Source organism: Flammeovirga aprica JL-4 (assembly GCF_012844305.1).
GTDB classification, from domain to species: Bacteria; Bacteroidota; Bacteroidia; order Cytophagales; family Flammeovirgaceae; genus Flammeovirga; species Flammeovirga aprica.
Genome location: NZ_JABANE010000078.1, coordinates 19,257 through 41,195, shown reverse-complemented (window position 1 = coordinate 41,195; position 21,939 = coordinate 19,257). Strand labels below are relative to the sequence as shown.

The window sequence follows — 21,939 nt, the reverse complement described above, 5'->3', positions numbered from 1 at the left end:
TCTATCTCATTCTCTTTATCGACGGTAGTATTAAATCAATTGGATGCATTTATTGATCAAGATAAAGTAGTCTTCAAATTAAAGGAGTTAGGAGAGGCCACTTTCAGAGTAATGGCAACAGATCAAAATGGAGGAAGTGTTCTATTGGAAATTCCAGTAGTCGTTTTAGACAATGAATCAATTGAAAAGCCTACATCTTCTGAATTTGAAAAACTGATGTCAGTAAAGGTTTACCCTAACCCAGCAACAGGTATAATAAATGTAGAATACCCTGTACTGATTTCAGGCATAGAAAATATAAAACTAACATTATTGACTTTAGAAGGTAAAGTCGAAATGACAGAAATAATAAATAATGGAAAAACATCAATAGATGTGTCTAGCTTACCTCAAGGGATTTATATTTTGACTTTAGAGAATAATGCTCAGACCATTATTAAAAAGGTAATCATTAATTAAGTATTTTTTTGACAGCGTATAAGTCGTATTTATTAGTTTGTGTAACTGCTTAACATCCCGCTAAATAAGGTATTTTACCTTTTTAGCGGGTATTTTTTAGCTCTGTTAGTGAACTTTGGTGGAGATTTAATGATTAAATAATAAGACTTTTATGTTCATGTGGGAGTAGGTATAAAAAAACGAAAAGCCAAATTGGACATTTTTAGGTTCTTTTATATACTTTCTACTCAGGAATTGTCTTGTAATCAAATAGCTAGCCTTTCACCAAGATTTCCTTTATAAGATGATTTATTATTTCTCTTTTTTCTGAGAATAAATTCCCATCTTTTGTATGATGCAATACAATGAAGTAATTTAAAAATTTCCTTTAGAGGTAAAAGATACCATTGAACGCCTGTTTTAATTTTATAGAAAATAGCTTTCATTAACTTCCATAAAGGAACTTTAAGCTTTCTTTCTTTTCTATTTTTTGGAATATACTGAGTTACATATTTATTTAGTATTGCTTTATGCATGGTCTGAAGGGATTTGTTTTTTGTGGTAATTAAATATCTCCTTTCAGACCTTTATTTCTAAATGCAATATAAAATATTAAGATCTATTTTTAAATAGCTTTTATACGTTATGCATTGCAAAACAACGAAGACTAATAATTTCTTTTTAATTTTAAACGAAAAATTAAAAAGCTTCCCCTAATGTAAGATACAAACCAGAACTTCCATCAGGTCCTAATCCATAATCAGCTCTCAAAGTTGCCCGATCATCTTTATTTATAAGTAATCTGAATCCTGCTCCTCCTGCAAGTTTAAATTGCCCAATTTGAAAAGAGTTCCAATTTGGTGATACCTGTGCGATGGAAAAAAAAGCTGTCATTCCTATTCTCCAGAACAGATGCTGTCTAAGTTCACTCTGAAAAGCCATTATATGATTATCTCTAAACCTCCCTTGGTAAACTCCTCGCATCATAACAAACCCGCCCATTAGAGATAATTCCCTAAAAGGTACAGTACCATAACTTTGATTTAATATACCTTGAAATGCAAGAACTGTATTATGCGGTTTTCTTGGATTAAGCGAAAAATATTTTCTCATATCAAGTTCTATAGTATTGAATAAATAATTGCTTCCCAACCAATTCGTATAAGTTACTGCCCTTAATTCAATGAAATGACCTTTTGTAGGGGCTAGTACATAGTTTCTTTTATCCCATTTATATACTACTCCAACACCAGAGTTTACACCACCTTGGTACCCTGGTATCTCTTCTAAACTTCCTGTACCATCTGCTCGATTTTCTACACTAATTTCCCAAAAATTAACTATCCTGTATTGTAAACCTAAAAACATCTTGTCATGAAGTTTTTTTAGGAGTTGTTGTCTGAACTCTATTTTTGACCAACTCATTAGTTGCTCATTATCTATAGGTGTATTATTACCTACTCCATAGTATTTCTCTGGGTACTTGGCATAATCCGCCAATCCTTCAAATACCCAATTCTCATCTTTAGTAAATATTGTATGTCTAAGTCTAATGCGCATCTGGTTTTCTAATGTATAAAAACCAACGAAATCCAGATTAGAAGGCCTTGTATTAAAAGTTGCATTTGCTAGCTTAAATTGATAAATACTAACCGCTCCAAATTCCCAACTAGTTTCCTGAGCATAAGCCGGATAAGGGAATACTGTAAATTGGTGTCTGTATATTGTATCTATTTCTGATTGTGCGTTACATTTCACAAAAAAAGACAGTAATAATATTACAAAGGAGAATAGTTTGAAATTCATTTTTAAAAAAAATTATTAACAATATTACGATTAACGGTATTTATAGATGATACCGAAGCAATAGATTAAAAAATGTTGGTCTCATTAAGATGAAGTTTTTAAAGCATCACTTATTTACCGTGATAGTATGTAAAGAGAACATTCTTTAGTAAAGAATTATTGAGCTAGGATAAGTACTAAGACAAAAATAAACGGACATTTTATCTAATCTTTTTCATACTACTCTTCGTTAGATTATTATCGCTTAACTAAGGCTATGCTCTACAAATCTGCCTTGATTAGAATAAAAAATATTAAACTTAAATTAACCCTTTTCTTCTGTCCTAGTACATAAGTACTAGGACAAAAGTAATCGAACATTTGATCTTATCTTTTTTATCCTAATCTTCGTTAGATTTTTATCACGTAACTACGGTTATGCTCTGCAAATCTGCCTCGATTAGAATAAAAAATAACAACCTAAAATTGTCCCATTTCTTTTGTCACAGTACTTAAGCTTTAAAAAAGGACATCAAAAAATCACCTCAATGTATAAGTTAAGTACTTTATTTTTTATGAGTACTTAGCGAAAAAACATTAGACTTGTGTTTCTTCTATTGATCATTTTTTTATGGTAATCACAAAACAATAAAAAAATAGTATCAAATAGTTTTGTCTTTGTTCTTACTCTATACCAAGATTACTCTAAAATTAGAAAAAGTTGTAGTCATAAAATAAAACATATTTCACCTATATACATACAGTTATTAGACCTGTACTATGTTATTATCCACCACTTCCTAATGTTAACAAAGGTTAATTGCGTTATTGTTCTTTAATTTCAAATTACTCTTAGTTAAAATCTTTGAATCACCCATTACATGATAAAAAACTTTTATCCCTGTGGAACCATAAAATTTCGTTACTTATTACCATAGAATTGCTTTTTTCCTCAATTTCTTTTTTAGAATTTTTCCTGTAGCATTCATAGGTAAAGTTTCCAAAAATTCTATTGATCTTGGAGACTTATAAGATGCTATTTTCTGTTTTAGGAAAATTATTAGTTCTTCTTCATTCAGTTTCTGGTTATTTTTTAATACGACATATGCTTTAACATTTTCACCCATTATTTCATCTGGTACACCTATAACAGCCACCATACTTACTGCTTCATGTTTCATAATCACATCTTCAACTTCTCTTGGATAAATATTAACACCCCCACTAATAATAATATCTTTCGCTCTGTCGACAATAAAATAAAAACCATCTTCATCTTTTACCGCAATATCTCCAGAGTGCAACCAGCCGTTTGTAATTGTTTCTGCCGTTGCATTTTGATTTTTATAATACCCCTTCATTACATTATGACCTCGATACCAAAGCTCTCCTTTTGTTCCAATTGGGACTTCATTTCCAGCTTTATCAACAATCTTCACCTCTACTCCATAAACAGGTACTCCAATTGATCCCATTTTTCTTAATTCCTCATTTACATTAAATGTAACAACAGGAGATCCCTCTGACATACCATAACCTTCTATAATTGGCACATTAAATTTTTGTTCAAATTCTTCAATAGCACTAACAGGTAGTGATGCTCCACCAGAAATACATAAGCGTAGCTTTTTTGAAATTAATGCCAAATCTATCTGGCTTGGTTGATATGCTGTTAGCCTCAAATACATAGTAGGAACACCAGCAAAAACTGTCACTTCATGTTTTTGAAAAAGTTGAAGGATTGTTTCCTCTCTAAATTTTGGGACTAAAATATTACAACACCCTGATAAAACACCTGAATTCATCAATACAGTCATTGCAAAAATATGAAACAAAGGCAATACAATAAGCTGAGTATCATTTTCACTAATGTGAAAAAGTTCTTTACAAATTTTTGAGTTCATTAATAGGTTGAAATGGGTTAATTCAGCTCCCTTTGGATTACCTGTAGTACCAGAAGTATAAATAATTACTGCTGTATCATTACTGTGAGTTTCTGAAGTTTCAAAGATTGTTGATTCATCAGCAATTAACTCTTCAAAAGACAGAAAACTATAACTTTTTCTGCTTGGCATTATTGTTATAAACTCAAGGCATTCATCAACTTTCTTAAATGCTTCATAACCCATTTTAGCCATTTCTACTTCATCAGTGCCCGAGAAACAAAAATATACCTTAGACTCACTATTTTTAAGATGATAAATTATTTCTTCTGTTTTTAAATTTATATTTAGTGGAACGACTACTAAACCCGCTTTCAGAATACCGTAATAAATAATAGGAAAGTAGGGTATATTCACACAACTTAGTGCAACTTTATCACCTTTTTTTAAACCTAATTTTGAAAGAGCATTCGCTACTTTATTTGCTGTAGCATTTATTTCTGCAAATGAATATTCTTCATTTCGATATTTAAAAGCTATTTGATCGGGAAATTTTAAAGCTGATGACTCAATTATTGATGATAGATTTAGCATATTCTTTGATTTTATAAGATTAAGTTCATTTACAATTTATTATTTAGTTAGCAGAGTAAATCTTCAAACTTTATTCTAGAAAAATTAACTAGAGTCTAATGAAGAAGTACTCCAAACTATTTGAGTAGAAAATCAACTAGTACGAATGATAAGCATAAGCCATATTCCTACCATACAGGTCATCTTCTGCTAAAAGTAATTTTGGTATTAGGAAAAAAACTCATTGTTGATTTTTTATTTGGATATAAATAAAAATACAAGGAATTAAGTGTTGATAAGTCTGACCTTCATATTCTGAATTATATTATTTAGACTTTCATATTAATAATTACCACCACATAACATTGTTAACAATGATTAATAGTTGATACTATCCTTGAATCAATATATACTTTTTAAGCAAGGATTTACTCTACGGTGTTGATTTTAAACATAAAAGAAGCCCTCTCAGCTTTACATAAAAGACAAGAGGGCATTAAAATATTCGATTAGAAGTAACGTTGAACATTAAACGTTACTCTATTTAATCACTTTAAGGAAGAATAAAAGTTTACTCTCTGATAAATTTGACCACAGACACATTTCCATTACGATCAAAAACCCTTAAGATACCTGCTTTTTGATACTGGGTTTGTAGATTCTGCCATCTGAATAATTCACCATTTTGAAGAGTGAGTGATCCTCGATCAATTAGTTGACCACTAAAATCATACAATTTCCATTCTATTTCTCCAGCCAAATCTGAAATAGACGAACCAGATACGCCTTTTACAGTTTCTGAATTCAGGATTGATCGAGCATTTGCAGAAGAGCAGTGATTTGCTAAATCATTGATAATCCAATTGTAGTGATTTATCAAGTACTGTCTCTCTGCTTCTGCATCACAATACCCCGCTGATACACCTAATTGTACTCCATCTTCTAATTTCGGTAATGCACTCCATCCTTTTAATATGAGATCATAATTGTCCGTTAATAACCCACTGTCTATAAACATATAAGACATATCCGTTACGGAAGAGACATCCCAACTACTTAAATCTCTATTAAAGGAAGTCGCTCCATAAAACATATAAGACATCTCTGTTATGGAAGAGACATCCCAATTACTTAAATCGCTATTAAAGGAAGTCGCTCTATTGAACATCCAATTCATATTCACACCCTTAACGGAAGAGACATCCCAATTACTTAAATCGCTATTAAAGGAAGTCGCTCCATAAAACATAGAACGCATATCCGTGACCGAAGAAACATCCCAACTGCTTAAATCGCTATTAAAGGAAGTCGCTCCTTGGAACATCCAACTCATAATACTAACGGAAGAGACATCCCAATTACTTAAATCACCATTAAAGGAACTTGCATCTACAAACATTAAAGACATATTCGTGACTGAAGAGACATCCCAATTACTTAAATCACCATTAAAGGAACTTGCTCCTCGAAACATAGTGTTCATATCCGTGACGGAAGATAAATCAGGGACGTCTGTGGCTGTGAATTCTTCTATTTTATTGCATTCATAAAACGATGATGACATAGAAGTAAAATGAGTTGATCCCCATTGCACTACATCAATAATACTCTTAGGGGCTGCAAAGTGATTTAAATCGCCTTTGATACGTATTGTATCGGGAGTAGTTGTATAGGAATGTGATAAAGTCCCATTGGTTGTAATTGTTTCCCAATTGTCATTATTTTCCCAATCAATATCAAAGGATGATGCTGTACTCACTGAAGGAAAATTTATTTCGGTTGTGCTTCCATCAACTACAATGACAAAATCTTCTGCTGAAATATCATCTTCACAGAAAAAACCACCATCATTGATTATCCAGCCATAGTTATCAATCAATGACTGTCTTTCTGCTGATGCCTCACAGTACTCCACCGATACACCTAAGTTTACGCCATTTGTTAATACGGGTAATGCACTCCAACCCTTTAATATAAGATCATAATTATCAGTTGATAGCCCACTGTCAATAAACATATCGTTCATATATCCCACGGAAGAAACGTTCCATAAGCTTAAATCACCATTAAAAGAACTAGCTCCTTGAAACATACTATTCATTAGATATACTAAAGAAACATCCCAATTACTTATATCGCCATTAAAGGAACTGGCTCCATTAAACATATGGTCCATACGAGTGACAGAAGATGCATTCCAGGTGCTTAGATCACTATTAAAAGAACTAGCTCCATTAAACATAGAAGACAAATCCGTGACGGAAGATAAATCAGGGACATCTGTTGCTGTAAATTTTTCTATTTTAGCACAGTCCTTAAAACTTGCTGCCATAGAGGTAAAATTAGTCGATCCCCATTGCACTACATCAATAATACTTTTGGGAGCTTCAAAGTGATTTAATTCGCCTCTGATACGTATTGTATTAGGAGTAGCTGTATAGGAATGTGATAAAGTTCCATTAGTCGTAATTGTTTCCCAATTGCCATTATTTTCCCAATCAATAGCAAAGGATGACGCTGTACTCACTGATGGGAAATTTATTTCGGTTGTACTTCCATCAACTACAATGACAAAGTCTTTGGCTAAAACCTCTGAACATATACCTCCATCATTGATTACCCAGCCAAACTTATCGATCAATGACTGTCTTTCTGCAAATGACTCACAATACCCCACTGATACATATAAGTTTATGCCATTTTTTAATGCCGGTAATGCACTCCAACCCTTTAATAAAAGATCATAATTATCCGTTGATAGGCCACTTTCGGTAAACATTCTGTTCATATATCCTACGGAAGAAACGTTCCATAAGCTTAAATCACCATTAAAAGAAGATGCTTCTGAAAACATCCAACTCATACTCGTCACGGAAGAGACATCCCAGTTACTTATATCGCCATTAAAGGAAGCAGCTCTTTCAAACATACCCGCCATACTTACGACAGATGAGACATCCCAACTACTTAAATCACCATTAAAAGAAGATGCTTCATAAAACATCCAAGGCATATTCTCTACAGAAGATAAATCAGGAACATCTGTGGCTGTGAATTTCTCTATTTTGTCGCATTGATAAAATGAATTCGTCATAGACGTGAAATTAGTCGCCCCCCATTGCACTACATCAATAATACTTTTGGGAGCTTGAAAGTGATTCAACTCACCTCTTATGCGAATGGTATCTGGTGCTGTTGTATATGAATGGGATATTGATCCATTGGTTGTAATTGTTTCCCAATTACCATTATTTTCCCAATCAATATCAAAGGATGATGCCGTATTCACTGATGGAAAATTTATTTCAGTTGTACTGCCATCAACTACAATGACAAAATCTTTTGCTACAACCTCTGCACATAGGCCTCCATCATTGATTATCCAGTCAAACCTATCGATCAATGACTGTCTTTCTGCATATGATTCACAATACTCCACAGATACATCCAATTCTACTCCATTTTTTAATTCTGTCAGTTCACTCCAACCCTTTAATAAAAGATCATAATTATCCGTTGATAGGCCACTGTCGGTTAACATATTGACCATTGATGTTACCTTGGATACATCCCAGTTACTTAAATCACAATTAAATAAAGACGCTTGATGAAACATCCAGCCCATATATCCTACGGATGAAACATCCCAGTTACTTAAATCACAATTAAAAGAGGACGCCTGATAAAACATCCTTCCCATAGTGACGACGGAAGAGACATTCCAACTCCTTAAATCACAATTAAAAGAGGATGCTCCTGCAAACATACTTCCCATTTTTACGACAGATGAGACATCCCAAGTACTTAAATCACTATTGAAGGAGGATGCTTCTGCAAACATCTGAGTCATATCTGAAACAGAAGATAAATCAGGGGCGTCTGTGGCAGTGAATTTTTCCAGTTTTTCACAATCATAAAACGATTTTACCATAGAGGTAAAATTAGTCGATCCCCATTGCACTACATCGATAATACTTTTGGGAGCTTGAAAGTGATTTAACTCACCTCTTATGCGAATGGTATCAGGAGCTGTTGTATATGAATGTGCTAAAGTTCCATTAGTCGTAATTGTTTCCCAATTGCCATTATTTTCCCAATCAATAGCAAAGGATGATGCTGTGCTCACTGATGGGAAACTTATTTCGGTTGTGCTTCCATCTACTACAATGACAAAATCTTCTGCTAAAACCTCTTCGCATAGACCTCCATCATTGATAGTCCAGCCAAACTTATCGACCAATGACTGTCTTTCTGCAAATGACTCACAATACTCCGCTGATACATCTAAGTTTACGTTATTTTTTAATGACGGTAATGCACTCCAACCCTTTAATATGCGATCATAATTATCCGTCGATAATCCACTGTCGGTAAACATCCTACTCATACCCGTAACGGAAGAGACATCCCAATTACTTATATCGCTATTAAAGGCAGTCGCTCTATCGAACATATAAGACATATCCGTGACCGAAGAGACATCCCAGGAACTCAAATCTCCATTAAAAGAAGTCGCTAGATAAAACATATAAGACATATCCGTGACCGAAGAGACATCCCATAAGCTTAAATCACCGTTAAAATGGTAAAGAAAGACAAACATCGAGTTCATATCCGTGACCGAAGAAACATCCCAATTACTTAAATCACCATTAAAGGCAGTCGCTCCGCCAAACATCGAGTTCATATCCGTGACCGAAGAAACATCCCAATTACTTAAATCACCATTAAAGGCAGTCGCTCCTTGAAACATAGAAGACATATTCGTGACCGAAGAGACATCCCATAAGCTTAAATTGCCATTAAAGGACAAAGTCTCATAAAACATAGAAGACATATCCGTGACGGAAGATAAATCAGGTAAATCACTAGCTGTAAATTTTTCTATTTTATGGCATTCATAAAACGATGATGACATAGAAGTAAAATTAGTCGCCCCCCATTGCACTACATCGATAATACTTTTGGGAGCTTCAAAGTGATTTAACTCACCTCTTATGCGAATGGTATCTGGTGCTGTTGTATATGAATGAGATATTGTACCATTGGTTGTGATTGTTTCCCAATTACCATTATTTTCCCAATCAATAGCAAAGGATGACGCTGTACTCACTGAAGGGAAATTTATTTCGGTTGTGCTACCATCTACTACAATGACAAAATCTTCTGCTAAAACATCCTCTTCACAGAAAAAACCACCATCATTGATAATCCAGCCATAGTTATCTATCAATGACTGTCTTTCTGCTTGTGCCTCACAATACTCTACTGATGCATCTAAGTTTACGTTATTTTTTAATGACGGTAATGCACTCCAACCCTTTAATATGCGATCATAATTATCCGTTGATAGGCCACTTTCAGTAAACATATTACTCATATTTACAACTGAAGAGACATCCCAGGAACTCAAATCTCCATCAAAGGAATCAGCACCTGAAAACATAGAAGACATATCAGTTACAGAAGAGACATCCCAACTACTTAAATCTCTATTAAAGGAAGTCGCTCTATGAAACATATAAGACATATCAGTTACAGAAGAGACATCCCAACTACTTAAATCTCTATTAAAGGAAGTCGCTCTATGAAACATAAAAGACATATTTGTGACGGAAGAGACATCCCAACTACTTAAATCTCTATTAAAGGAAGTCGCTCCATGAAACATACCAGGCATTTTTATTACTGAAGAAACATCCCAACTACTTAAATCACCATTAAAAGATTTAGCTCCGTTAAACATAAAATACATAAGCGTGACTGAAGAAACATCCCAACTACTTAAATCACCATTAAAAGATGAAGCAACACTAAACATATTAGACATATTCGTTACTGAAGAGACATCCCAATTGCTTAAATTGCCATTAAAGGAAGATGCTCCAGAAAACATAAAATTCATATCCGTTACTGAAGAGACATCCCAATTACTTAGATCACCATTAAAAGAAGATGCCTCATAAAACATATAAGACATATCCGTGACGGAAGATAAATCAGGTAAATCACTAGCTGTGAATTTTTCTATTTTATCACAGTCACTAAATGATGAATTCATAGAGGAAAAATTAGTCGATCCCCATTGCACTACATCAATAATACTTTTTGGAGCTTGAAAGTGATTTAACTCACCTCTTATGCGAATGGTATCTGGGGGTGTTGTATATGAATGAGATATTGTACCATTGGTTGTGATTGTTTCCCAATTGCCATTATTTTCCCAATCAATAGCAAAGGATGACGCTGTGGTCACTGATGGGAAGTTTATTTCAGTTGTGCTTCCATCAACTACAATGACAAAATCTTTTGCTAAAACCTCCTCGCATAGACCTCCATCATTGATAGTCCAGCCATAGTTATCTATCAATGACTGTCTTTCTGCTGATGACTCACAATACTCTACTGATGCATCTAATTGTACTCCATCTTCTAATTTCGGTAATGCACTCCAACCTTTTAATATGCGATCATAATTATCCGTTGATAATCCACTGTCCGTAAACAAACCATTCATAAAATGGATAGAAGATACATCCCAATTACTTATATCGCCATTAAAGGATGTCGCTCCGTTGAACATATTAGGCATAAATGCTACTGAAGAAACATCCCATAAGCTTATATCACCATTAAAAGAAGTCGCTTCCGAAAACATTGAACCTAGGTACTTGACCGAAGATACATCCCATAAGCTTATATCACCATTAAAGGAACTTGCGTCTCGAAACATACTAGTCATATCAGTTACTGAAGAGACATCCCAATTACTTATATCCCCATTAAAAGATGAAGCTTCAGAAAACATACCCCGTATATCCGTGACGGAAGAGACATCCCAACTACTTAAATCGCCATTAAAAGAAGTCGCTTTATAAAACATAGTGTTCATATCCGTGACCGAAGATAAATTAGGGACATCTGTGGCTGTGAATTTTTCTATTTTATCACAGCGTCTAAATGATGATGCCATAGAAGTAAAATGAGTCGACCCCCATTGCACTACATCAATAATACTTTTGGGAGCTTCAAAGTGATTTAACTCACCTCTTATACGAATGGTATCAGGAGCTGTTGTATATGAATGTGCTAAAGTACCATTGGTTGTGATTGTTTCCCAATTGCCATTATTTTCCCAATCAATAACAAAGGATGACGCTGTGGTCACTGATGGGAAGTTTATTTCGGTTGTACTTCCATCTACTACAATGACAAAATCTTTTGCTAAAACCTCTTCGCATAGACCTCCATCATTGATAGTCCAGCCATAGTTATCTATCAATGACTGTCTTTCTGCTTGTGCCTCACAATACTCTACTGATGCATCTAATTGTACTTTATCTTCTAATTCTGGTAATGCACTCCAACCCTTTAATATGCGATCATAATTATCCGTTGATAGGCCACTTTCAGTAAACATATTACTCATATTTACAACTGAAGAGACATCCCAGGAACTCAAATCTCCATCAAAAGAACTCGCTCGATCAAACATATGTCTCATATTGGTTGCTGCGGCAACATTCCAATTACTTAGATCTCCATTAAAATGCCCTGCTCTATAAAAAGCTGACCGAAAGGTTTGGATTGTTGAAACGTCCCATTGACTCAAGTCTCCATTGAAGGATCTACATCCACTGAAAATATAATTCAGGTCGGTAACATCTGATAAATCAGGTAAGTCTTGTGCTGAAAATGATTCCAATAGTAAACAGTGGTGGAAGGCATATTCCATACTTGTAAAATGCACATCTCCCCACTGTACTACATCAATAATATTTTTGGGGGCTTTAAAATGATTCAATTCTCCTCTTATGCGAAGGGTATCCAATACTCCCTCAAATTCATGGGATATTTCTTCCAATCCTGCTGTTGTGATCGTCTCCCAATTCCCATCATTATGCCAGTCTATTTCAAAAGACGACTGGGTGTTTGCACTAAACGTAATCGGTGACTGATCTTGCTGAACTACAATAATAAATTCAGAACTGTTCTCTTGTGCTAAGAGAAATTTTGGTAAGAGGAATAACAAATAAATAAATAAATGTCTCATAGTCTTAGGTTATTTTAATTTAGGATATAAGTACCAAGACAAACATTATTGAATACTAATTCTTATTTACTGTTTCGAAAATACTGTCTTTAAAAAACTAGCAATAGAACCTCTATTCATACATTTTTTAAAGTTATACTTACAAAAAATAGTTACAGAATTATTTATTTTATTATTGTTGGCTTTAGTACTTAGGACAAAAATACCAATACATTAAATGTTGATAAGTTTGTTCTTAAATAGTTTAGATTGAGTTTACATTATTTAGACTCCTAGCATAATATTTATCACCACAAGTAATTGTTAATGTTAATCAACAAAGAAATACTCATTAATAACACATAATTATTTGAGTTGAGCACTTCAAAAAGAAGCCTTCTTGCCTTTGAATACAAAGGCAAGAAGGCTTTGGAATAGTTAATTACTAATAACGTAATTATTCAAACATCATTTATTTAATCAATTTAAGGTAGAATAAAAGTTTACTCTTTGATAAATTTGATCACAGACACATTTCCATTACGATCAAAAACCCTTAAGATACCTGCTTTTTGATACTGGGTTTGTAGATTCTGCCATCTGAATGCTTCCCCATTTTGAAGAGTGAGTGATCCTTTGTCAATTAGTTGACCACTAAAATCATACAGTATCCACTCTATATCTCCAGCCAAATCTGAAATAGACGAACCTGATACTCCTTTTAGAGCTTCTGAATTCATGATTGATCGAGCATTTGTAGAGGAGCAGTTTTCTCCTAGATCATTGATAGTCCAATTGTAGTAATCTATCAAGTACTGTCTTTCTGCTTGTGCAGTACAATACCCCGCTGATACACCTAAGTTTACGAATGTTTTTAATGCCGGTAATGTACTCCACCCTACTAATAAGCTATCATAATTATCCGTTGATAATCCACTACTTATAAACATATTGTCCATCACAGTCACTTTGGATACATCCCATAAGCTTAAATTGCCATTAAAAGAAGTAGCATTATAAAACATATACCCCATACCACTAACGAAAGAGACATCCCAATTACTTATATCGCCATTAAAAGAAGTCGCTCCTTGGAACATAGAACGCATATCCAAGACCGAAGAGACATCCCAATTACTTATATCGCCATTAAAGGAAGTCGCTCCTTGGAACATAGAACGCATATCCGAGACCGAAGAGACATCCCAATTACTTATATCGCCATTAAAAGAAGTCGCTGCATTGAACATAGAACGTATATCCGTTACCGAAGAGACATCCCAATTACTTATATCACCATTAAAAGAGCTCGCATAATCAAACATAGAACTCATATTCGTTACCGAAGAGACATCCCAATTACTTATATCACCATTAAAGGAAGTAGTTCCATAAAAGATAAAAGACATGTTCGTTACCGAAGAGACATCCCAATTACTTATATCACCATTAAAGGAAGTTGCTCCATTGAACATAGAACTCATATTCGTTACCGAAGAGACATCCCAATTACTTATATCACCATTAAAAGAAGTCACTGCATAAAACATAGAGCGCATATCCGTTACCGAAGAGACATCCCAACTGCTTAAATCGCCATTAAAGGAAGTCGCTCCTTGGAACATCCAACTCATACTACTAACGGAGGAGACATCCCATAAGCTTAAATCACCATTAAAGGAACTTGCATCTACAAACATTAAAGACATATTCGTGACTGAAGAAACATCCCATAAGCTTAAATCACCATTAAAAGAACTTGCTCCTCGAAACATAGTATTCATATCCGTGACGGAAGATAAATCAGGGACGTCTGTGGCTGTAAATTTTTCTATTTTATCGCATTCATAAAACGATGTTGACATAGAAGTAAGATGAGTTGATCCCCATTGCACTACATCAATAATACTCTTAGGGGCTGCAAAGTGATTTAACTCGCCTCTGATACGTATTGTATCGGGAGTAGTTGTATAGGAATGTGACAAAGTTCCATTGGTTGTAATTGTTTCCCAATTGTCATTATTTTCCCAATCAATATCAAAAGATGATGCTGTGCTCACTGAAGGGAAATTTATTCTGGTTGTGCTTCCATCAACTACAATGACAAAATCTTCTGCTGAAATATCATCTTCACAGAAAAAACCACCATCATTGATGATCCAGCCATAGTTATCTATCAATGACTGTCTTTCTGCTGACGCCTCACAGTACTCCACCGATACATCTAAGTTTACGCCATTTTTTAATGCCGGTAATGCACTCCAACCCTTTAATAAAAGATCATAATTATCCGTTGATAGCCCACTGTCGGTAAACATCCTGTTCATATATCCCACGGAAGAAACGTTCCATAAGCTTAAATCACCATTAAAGGAAGTAGCTTCTGAAAACATCCAACTCATACTCGTAACGGAGGAGACATCCCAGTTACTTATATCGCCATTAAAGGAAGCAGCTCTTTCAAACATACCCGCCATACTTACGACAGAGGAGACATCCCAACCACTTAAATCACCATTAAAAGAAGATGCCTCATAAAACATCCCAGGCATATTCTCTACAGAAGATAAATCAGGAACATCTGTGGCTGTGAATCTCTCTATTTTGTCACATTTATAAAATGAATTCGACATAGAAGTAAAATTAGTCGACCCCCATTGTACTACATCTATTATACTCACAGGAGCTTGGAAGTGATTTAACTCGCCTCTTAGGCGGATCGTATCAGGAGTAGTTGTATAGGAATGTGCTAAAGTTCCATTAGTTGTAATTGTTTCCCAATTATCATTATTTTCCCAGTCAATAGCAAAGGATGATGCAGTACTCACTGAAGGAAAATTTATTTCAGTTGTACTTCCATCAACTACAATGACCAAGTCTTTGGCTACAACCTCTGCACATATACCTCCATCATTGATTACCCAGCCAAACTTATCGATTAATGACTGCCTTTCTGAATATGACTCACAATACTCCACTGATACATCTAAGTTTACGCCATTTGTTAATGCAGGTAATGCGCTCCAACCCTTTAATAAAAGATCATAATTATCTGTCGATAGGCTACTACCCACAAACATACCAGACATATATCCCACGGAAGAGACATTCCAACTACTTAAATCATCATTAAATGATGTAGCACCATTAAACATAGAAGACATAAATACGACAGATGAGACATCCCAACTACTTAAATTGCCAATAAAGGTGGTGGCTTCACTAAACATATAACCCATCCACTCAACAGAAGAAACGTCCCAGCTACTTAAATCGCCATTAAAAGAGGTAGCTCGGTAAAACATAGAGGTCATATTCTTAACAGAAGAGACATCCCAGGTACTTAGATCTCCATTAAAAGAACTTGCTCTGTCAAACATATAAGACATATCTGTGACAGAGGAGACATCCCAAGTGTTTAAATCTGCATTAACAGAAGTAGCACCATTAAACATGGAAGACATATCTATAACAGAAGAGACATCCCAGGTGCTTAAATCTGCATTAATAGAAGTAGCACCATTAAACATAGAAGACATATCTATGACAGAAGATAAATCGGGTAGATCGCTCGCTGTGAATTTTTGTATTTTATCACAATCCTTAAAACTTGCTGTCATGGAGGTAAAATGGGTTGATCCCCATTGCACTACATCAATAATACTTTTGGGAGCTTGAAAGTGATTTAACTCACCTCTTATGCGAATGGTATCTGGTGCTGTTGTATATGAATGGGATATTGATCCATTGGTTGTAATTGTTACCCAATTACCATTATTTTCCCAATCAATAGCAAAGGATGACGCTGTACTTACTGATGCAAAATTAATTTCAGTTGTACTGCCATCAACTACAATGACAAAATCTTTTGCTACAACCTCTACACATAAGCCTCCATCATTGATGATCCAGCCAAACTTATCGATCAATGACTCCCTTTCTGAATATGACTCACAATATTCCACTGATACATCTAATTGTACTCCGCTTTTTAATTCTGGCAGTTCACTCCAACCTATTAATAAGCGATCATAATTATCCGTTGACAGGCCACTTTCGGTAAACATGTTGACCATCCCGGTTACTTTGGATACATCCCAGTTACTTAAATCACCATTAAATAAAGACGCTTGATGAAACATCCAACCCATATACCCTACGGAAGAGACATCCCAATTACTTATATCGCCATTAAAGGAGGATGCTTGATAAAACATCCTGCCCATAGTGACGACGGAAGAGACATCCCAATTACTTAAATCTCCATTAAAGGAGGATGCTTCAGCAAAAACACTTCCCATTTTTTCGACGGAGGATACGTCCCAATTACTTATATCACCATTAAAGAAGGATGCTTCAGCAAACATCTGGGTCATATCCGTAACATTGGATAAGTCAGGGACATCTGTTGCTGTGAATTTCTCTATTTTGTCGCAATCAAAAAACGATTTTACCATAGAAGTAAAATGGGTCGATCCCCATTGCACTACATCAATAATACTTTTGGGAGCTTCAAAGTGATTTAACTCTCCTCTTATGCGGATGGTATCAGGAGCTGTTATATAGGAATGGGATATTGATCCATTGGTTGTAATAGTCTCCCAATTGCCATTATTTTCCCAATCAATAGCAAAGGATGACGCTGTACTCACTGACGGAAAATTGATTTCGGTTGTACTGCCATCAACTACAATGATAAAATCTTTTGCTACAACTTCTGCACATAAGCCTCCATCATTGATGATCCAGCCAAACTTATCGATCAATGACTGCCTTTCTGAATATGACTCACAATACTCCACTGATGCATCTAATTGTACTCCATTTTCTAATTCCGGTAATGCACTCCAACCCATTAATAGACGATCATAATTATCCGTTGACAGGCCACTGGCCGTAAACATATCACTCATAATTTTAACAGATGAAACGTCCCATGAACTTAAATCGCCGTTAAATGAAGTTGCATTGTGAAACATCCACATCATAGTTGTAACAGAAGATACATCCCATGAACTTAAATCGCTATTAAATGAGGATGTAAAACAAAACATACCAGCCATATCAGTAACAGATGAAACATCCCACGTGCTTAAATCACTATTAAATGAGGAAGACACAAAGCAAAACATATCAGACATATCTGTGACAGAAGAGACATTCCATGAACTTAAATCCCCAGCAAAAGATGAAGCTCCACTAAACATCCCTTCCATAGTCGTAACAGAAGAGACATCCCATAAACTCAGATCGCCATTAAAAGATGAAGCATCCCTAAACATCCATTCCATTCTCATAACAGATGACACATCCCATGAGCTTATATTGCCATTAAAGAATAAAGCTGTAGAAAACATAAAACTCATATCTGTAACGGAGGAAACATCCCATAAACTTAGGTCTCCATTAAAAGAAGTAGCGTCACTAAACATTTCTTTCATTGTAGTGACAGAAGATAAATCTGGTAGGTCAGTCGCTGTGAATTTTTCTATTTTTTCACAATCATAAAACGATTTTGACATGGAAGTAAAATGAGTCGATCCCCATTGCACTACATCAATAATACTTTTGGGAGCTTCAAAGTGATTTAACTCTCCTCTTATGCGGATGGTATCAGGAGCTGTTGTATATGAATGGGATATTGATCCATTGGTTGTAATTGTTTCCCAATTGCCATTATTTTCCCAATCAATAGCAAAGGATGACCCTGTACTCACTGACGGAAAACTTATTTCGGTTGTACTGCCATCAACTACAATGACAAAATCTTTTGCAAAAAGATTCTCGTCACAATAAAATCCGCCATCATTAATAATCCAGCCAAAATTATCGATCAATGACTGTCTTTCTGCTTGTGCTTCACAATACTCTACTGATGCATCTAATTGTACTCCTTCTATTAATTCGGGTAATGCACTCCATCCCTTTAATAAGCGATCATAGTTATCAGATGATAGGCCACTATTCGTAAACATAACTCTCATATCTGCTACTGAGGATACATTCCATAAACTTAAATCATTATTAAAGGATGTGTTTCCTCGAAACATACCATACATATTCGTAACTGAAGAAACATCCCATGAACTTATATCTCCATTAAAGGATTCGGCTTTTTCAAACATCCATTCCATATTTGTGACAGAAGAGACATCCCAAGAGCTTAAATCTCCATTAAAAGAAATCGCTCTACTAAATAATCCACTCAGTTTACGGACTGAAGACACATCCCATAAACTCAGATCTCCATTAAAAGAAATCGCTCTATTAAACATTGAACGCATTTCTGTGACAGAAGATAAATCAGGTAGATCACTTGCTGTGAATTTTTCTATTTTAACACAATCCTTAAAACTTTCTGTCAATGAAGTAAAATTAGTTGCCCCCCATTGTACTACATCAATAATACTTTTAGGAGCTTCAAAGTGATTTAACTCACCTCGTATACGGATGGTATCTGGTGCTGTTGTATATGTATGGGATATAGTACCATTGGTTGTGATGGTTTCCCAATTACCATTATTTTCCCAATCAATATCAAAGGATGATGCTGTACTTACAGATGGGAAAATTATTTCATTTGTACTGCCATCAACCACAATGACAAAATGTTCTGATAAAACTTCTTCGCATTGGCCACCATCATTAATAACCCAGCCAAAGTCGTCTATTAATGTCTGTCTTTCTGTGGCCGCTTCACAATACTCAGCTGATGCATCTAATTGAACACCATTGGATAAATTAGGTAGTTTACTCCAACTCTTTAAAAGGCGATCATAATTATCCGTTGATAGACCACTGTCGACAAACATATCTATCATGTTTACAACTGAAGATACATCCCAAGAGCTTAAATCTCCATTAAAAGAAGTCGCTTGATCAAACATATGTCTCATATTGGTTGCAGAGGAAACATTCCAATTACTTAGATCTCCATTAAAATTCGTTGCTCTATAAAAAGCAGATCGAAATGTTTGGATTGTTGAAACATCCCATTGACTCAAATCTCCATTGAAAACTTGACTCCCACTGAAAATAAAATTCATGTTGGCAACATCAGATAAATCAGGTAAGTCTTGTGCCGAAAATGATTCCAGCAGTAAACAATGTTGAAAAGAATGTTCCATACTTGTAAAATGTACATCTCCCCATTGAACTACATCAACAATATTTCTAGGTGCATATAAATGATTCAACTCACCTCTTATGCGGAGGGTATCCAATATTCCCTCAAATTCATGGGATATTTCTTCCATCCCTGCTGTTGTGATCGTCTCCCAATTCCCATCATTATGCCAGTCTATTTCAAAAGACGACTGGGTATTTGCACTAAACGTAATCGGTGACTGATCTTGCTGAACTACAATAATAAATTCAGAATTGTTTTCATGCCCAAAGAGAAATTTTGGCAGGAGGAGCAACAAATAAATTAATAAATGTCTCATAGTCATGGTTATTTTAATTTAGGATATAAGTACCAAGACAAACATTATTGAATACTAATTCTTATATTATTGTTTCGCGTTTTCACCTTAAAAATATAAGAAATAGAACCTCTAATCATACATTTTTTTAAGTTATACTCACAAAAAATAGTTACAGAATTATTTATTTTGTTATTGTTGGCTTTAGTACTTAGGACAAAAATATCAATACGTTAAGTGTTGATAAGTTTGTTCGTAATAGTTAGATTGAGTTAACATTATTTAGACTCCAAGTATAATATTTATCACCACACACAACTGTTAATATTTTACAACACAACACGAATCGACACAAACAAGACGACACTCATTAACAACATTTGATTTATATTCTTGATTTGGGAACATCAAAGAAGCCCTCTTGCTTTTGAATACAAAGTCAAGAGGGCTTTAGAATAGTCCAATATTAACTAACGGTATTTAATATACATTAAATGTTTCATCATTTTAAACTAGAATAAAATTTTAGTCTTTAACAAATTTGATTACAGACACATTTCCATTACGATCAAAAACCCTTAAGATTCCTGCTTTTTGATACTGATTTTGCAGATTTTGCCACCTGAATAATTCCCCATTTTGAAGAGTGAGTAATCCTCTATCTATTAGTTGTCCGCTAAAATCATACAATTTCCACTCTATATCCCCTGCCAAATCTGAAATAGATGAACCTGATACACCTTTTAGAGCATCTGACTTCATGATTGATCGAGCATTTGAAGAGGAGTTAATTTCTCCATGATCATTAATCTTCCAATTAAAATCATCGATTAATTTTTGTCTTCCAGTCTCTCCACTACTACTATAATGTGACGGCACATCTAACTCAACATTATTCTGTAATCTAGACAACATACTCCATTCCTCTAACAACTTATCATAATTTTCGGTAGACAAATCACTTCCTTCAAACATACTGACCATAGACTTTACTTTAAAAATCTCCCACTGGCTTAAATCGTCATTAAAGGACGAAGCTTGATTAAACATCCAACCCATATACCCGACGGAAGAGACATCCCAATTACTTATATCACTATTAAAGGAATAAGCTTTAAAAAACATCCAACCCATATACCCGACGGAAGAGACATCCCAATTACTTAAATTGCCATTAAAGGACGACGCTTCAGCAAACATCCTACCCATAGTGACAACAGATGAGACATCCCAATCATTTAAATCGCCATTAAAGGACGACGCTCTAGAAAACATACTTCCCATTTTTACAATGGAAGAGACATCCCAATTACTTAAATCGCCATTAAAGGACGTTGCTCCATAAAACATCTGCGTCATATCTGTAACAGAGGATAAATCAGGTACATCTGTAGCTGAGAATTTCTTCAGTTTAGTACAGCTTTTAAATGTTTTAAACATCGATGTAAAATGAACACCCCCCCATTGAACTACATCAACAATATTTCTAGGTGCATAAAAATGATTCAATTCACCTCTTATGCGGATGGTATCCAATTCACCTTCAAATTCATGTGATATCTCTTCCATCCCTGTAGTTGTGACCTTTTCCCAAACTCCATCATTATGCCAGTCAACTTCAAAAGATGATTGGGTGTTTGCACTAAACGTAATCGGTGACCGATCTTGCGACACAACAATAATAAATTCAGAATTGTTTTCATGTGCCAATAGTGGTTTTGATATGAAGAGTACTAAAAAAAAGTATAAATATTTCATAGTCAAGGTTATTTAAAGTGTTAATTTATATAAACAAAATACATGA

Annotated in this window: 7 protein-coding genes; 1 reads left to right on the top strand and 6 read right to left on the bottom strand. The window is 34.8% G+C overall.

Annotated features, from left to right (window positions below; genetic code table 11):
- Positions 1-459: T9SS type A sorting domain-containing protein (locus HHU12_RS23195; protein ID WP_169659128.1), on the top strand; the 459-nt coding region annotated here is incomplete at its 5' end.
- Between the two features lie 245 nt (positions 460-704).
- Here HHU12_RS23195 and HHU12_RS23190 read toward each other — a convergent pair.
- From HHU12_RS23190 to HHU12_RS23165, 6 genes are all read right to left on the bottom strand, one after another.
- Positions 705-974, bottom strand: coding sequence for a hypothetical protein (locus tag HHU12_RS23190; protein WP_169659127.1), 270 nt, complete (start codon positions 972-974; stop codon positions 705-707).
- Positions 975-1,137: 163 nt separating this feature from the next.
- Entirely contained in the window at positions 1,138-2,244 is a 1,107-nt protein-coding gene (locus HHU12_RS23185) for a BamA/TamA family outer membrane protein (protein WP_169659126.1), read from the bottom strand.
- 908 nt (positions 2,245-3,152) lie between these two features.
- The gene (locus HHU12_RS23180) at positions 3,153-4,700 is read right to left on the bottom strand and encodes a long-chain-fatty-acid--CoA ligase (protein ID WP_169659125.1); all 1,548 of its coding nucleotides are present in this window, start codon (positions 4,698-4,700) and stop codon (positions 3,153-3,155) included.
- 550 nt (positions 4,701-5,250) lie between these two features.
- On the bottom strand, positions 5,251-12,732 hold the full coding sequence (locus HHU12_RS23175; RefSeq protein ID WP_169659124.1) for a BspA family leucine-rich repeat surface protein: 7,482 nt from the start codon (positions 12,730-12,732) through the stop codon (positions 5,251-5,253).
- Between the two features lie 482 nt (positions 12,733-13,214).
- Positions 13,215-20,156, bottom strand: a complete 6,942-nt coding sequence (locus tag HHU12_RS23170; protein ID WP_169659123.1) for a BspA family leucine-rich repeat surface protein — start codon at positions 20,154-20,156, stop codon at positions 13,215-13,217.
- 504 nt (positions 20,157-20,660) lie between these two features.
- The gene (locus tag HHU12_RS23165) at positions 20,661-21,893 is read right to left on the bottom strand and encodes a BspA family leucine-rich repeat surface protein (RefSeq protein ID WP_169659122.1); all 1,233 of its coding nucleotides are present in this window, start codon (positions 21,891-21,893) and stop codon (positions 20,661-20,663) included.
- Positions 21,894-21,939 lie beyond the last annotated feature (46 nt).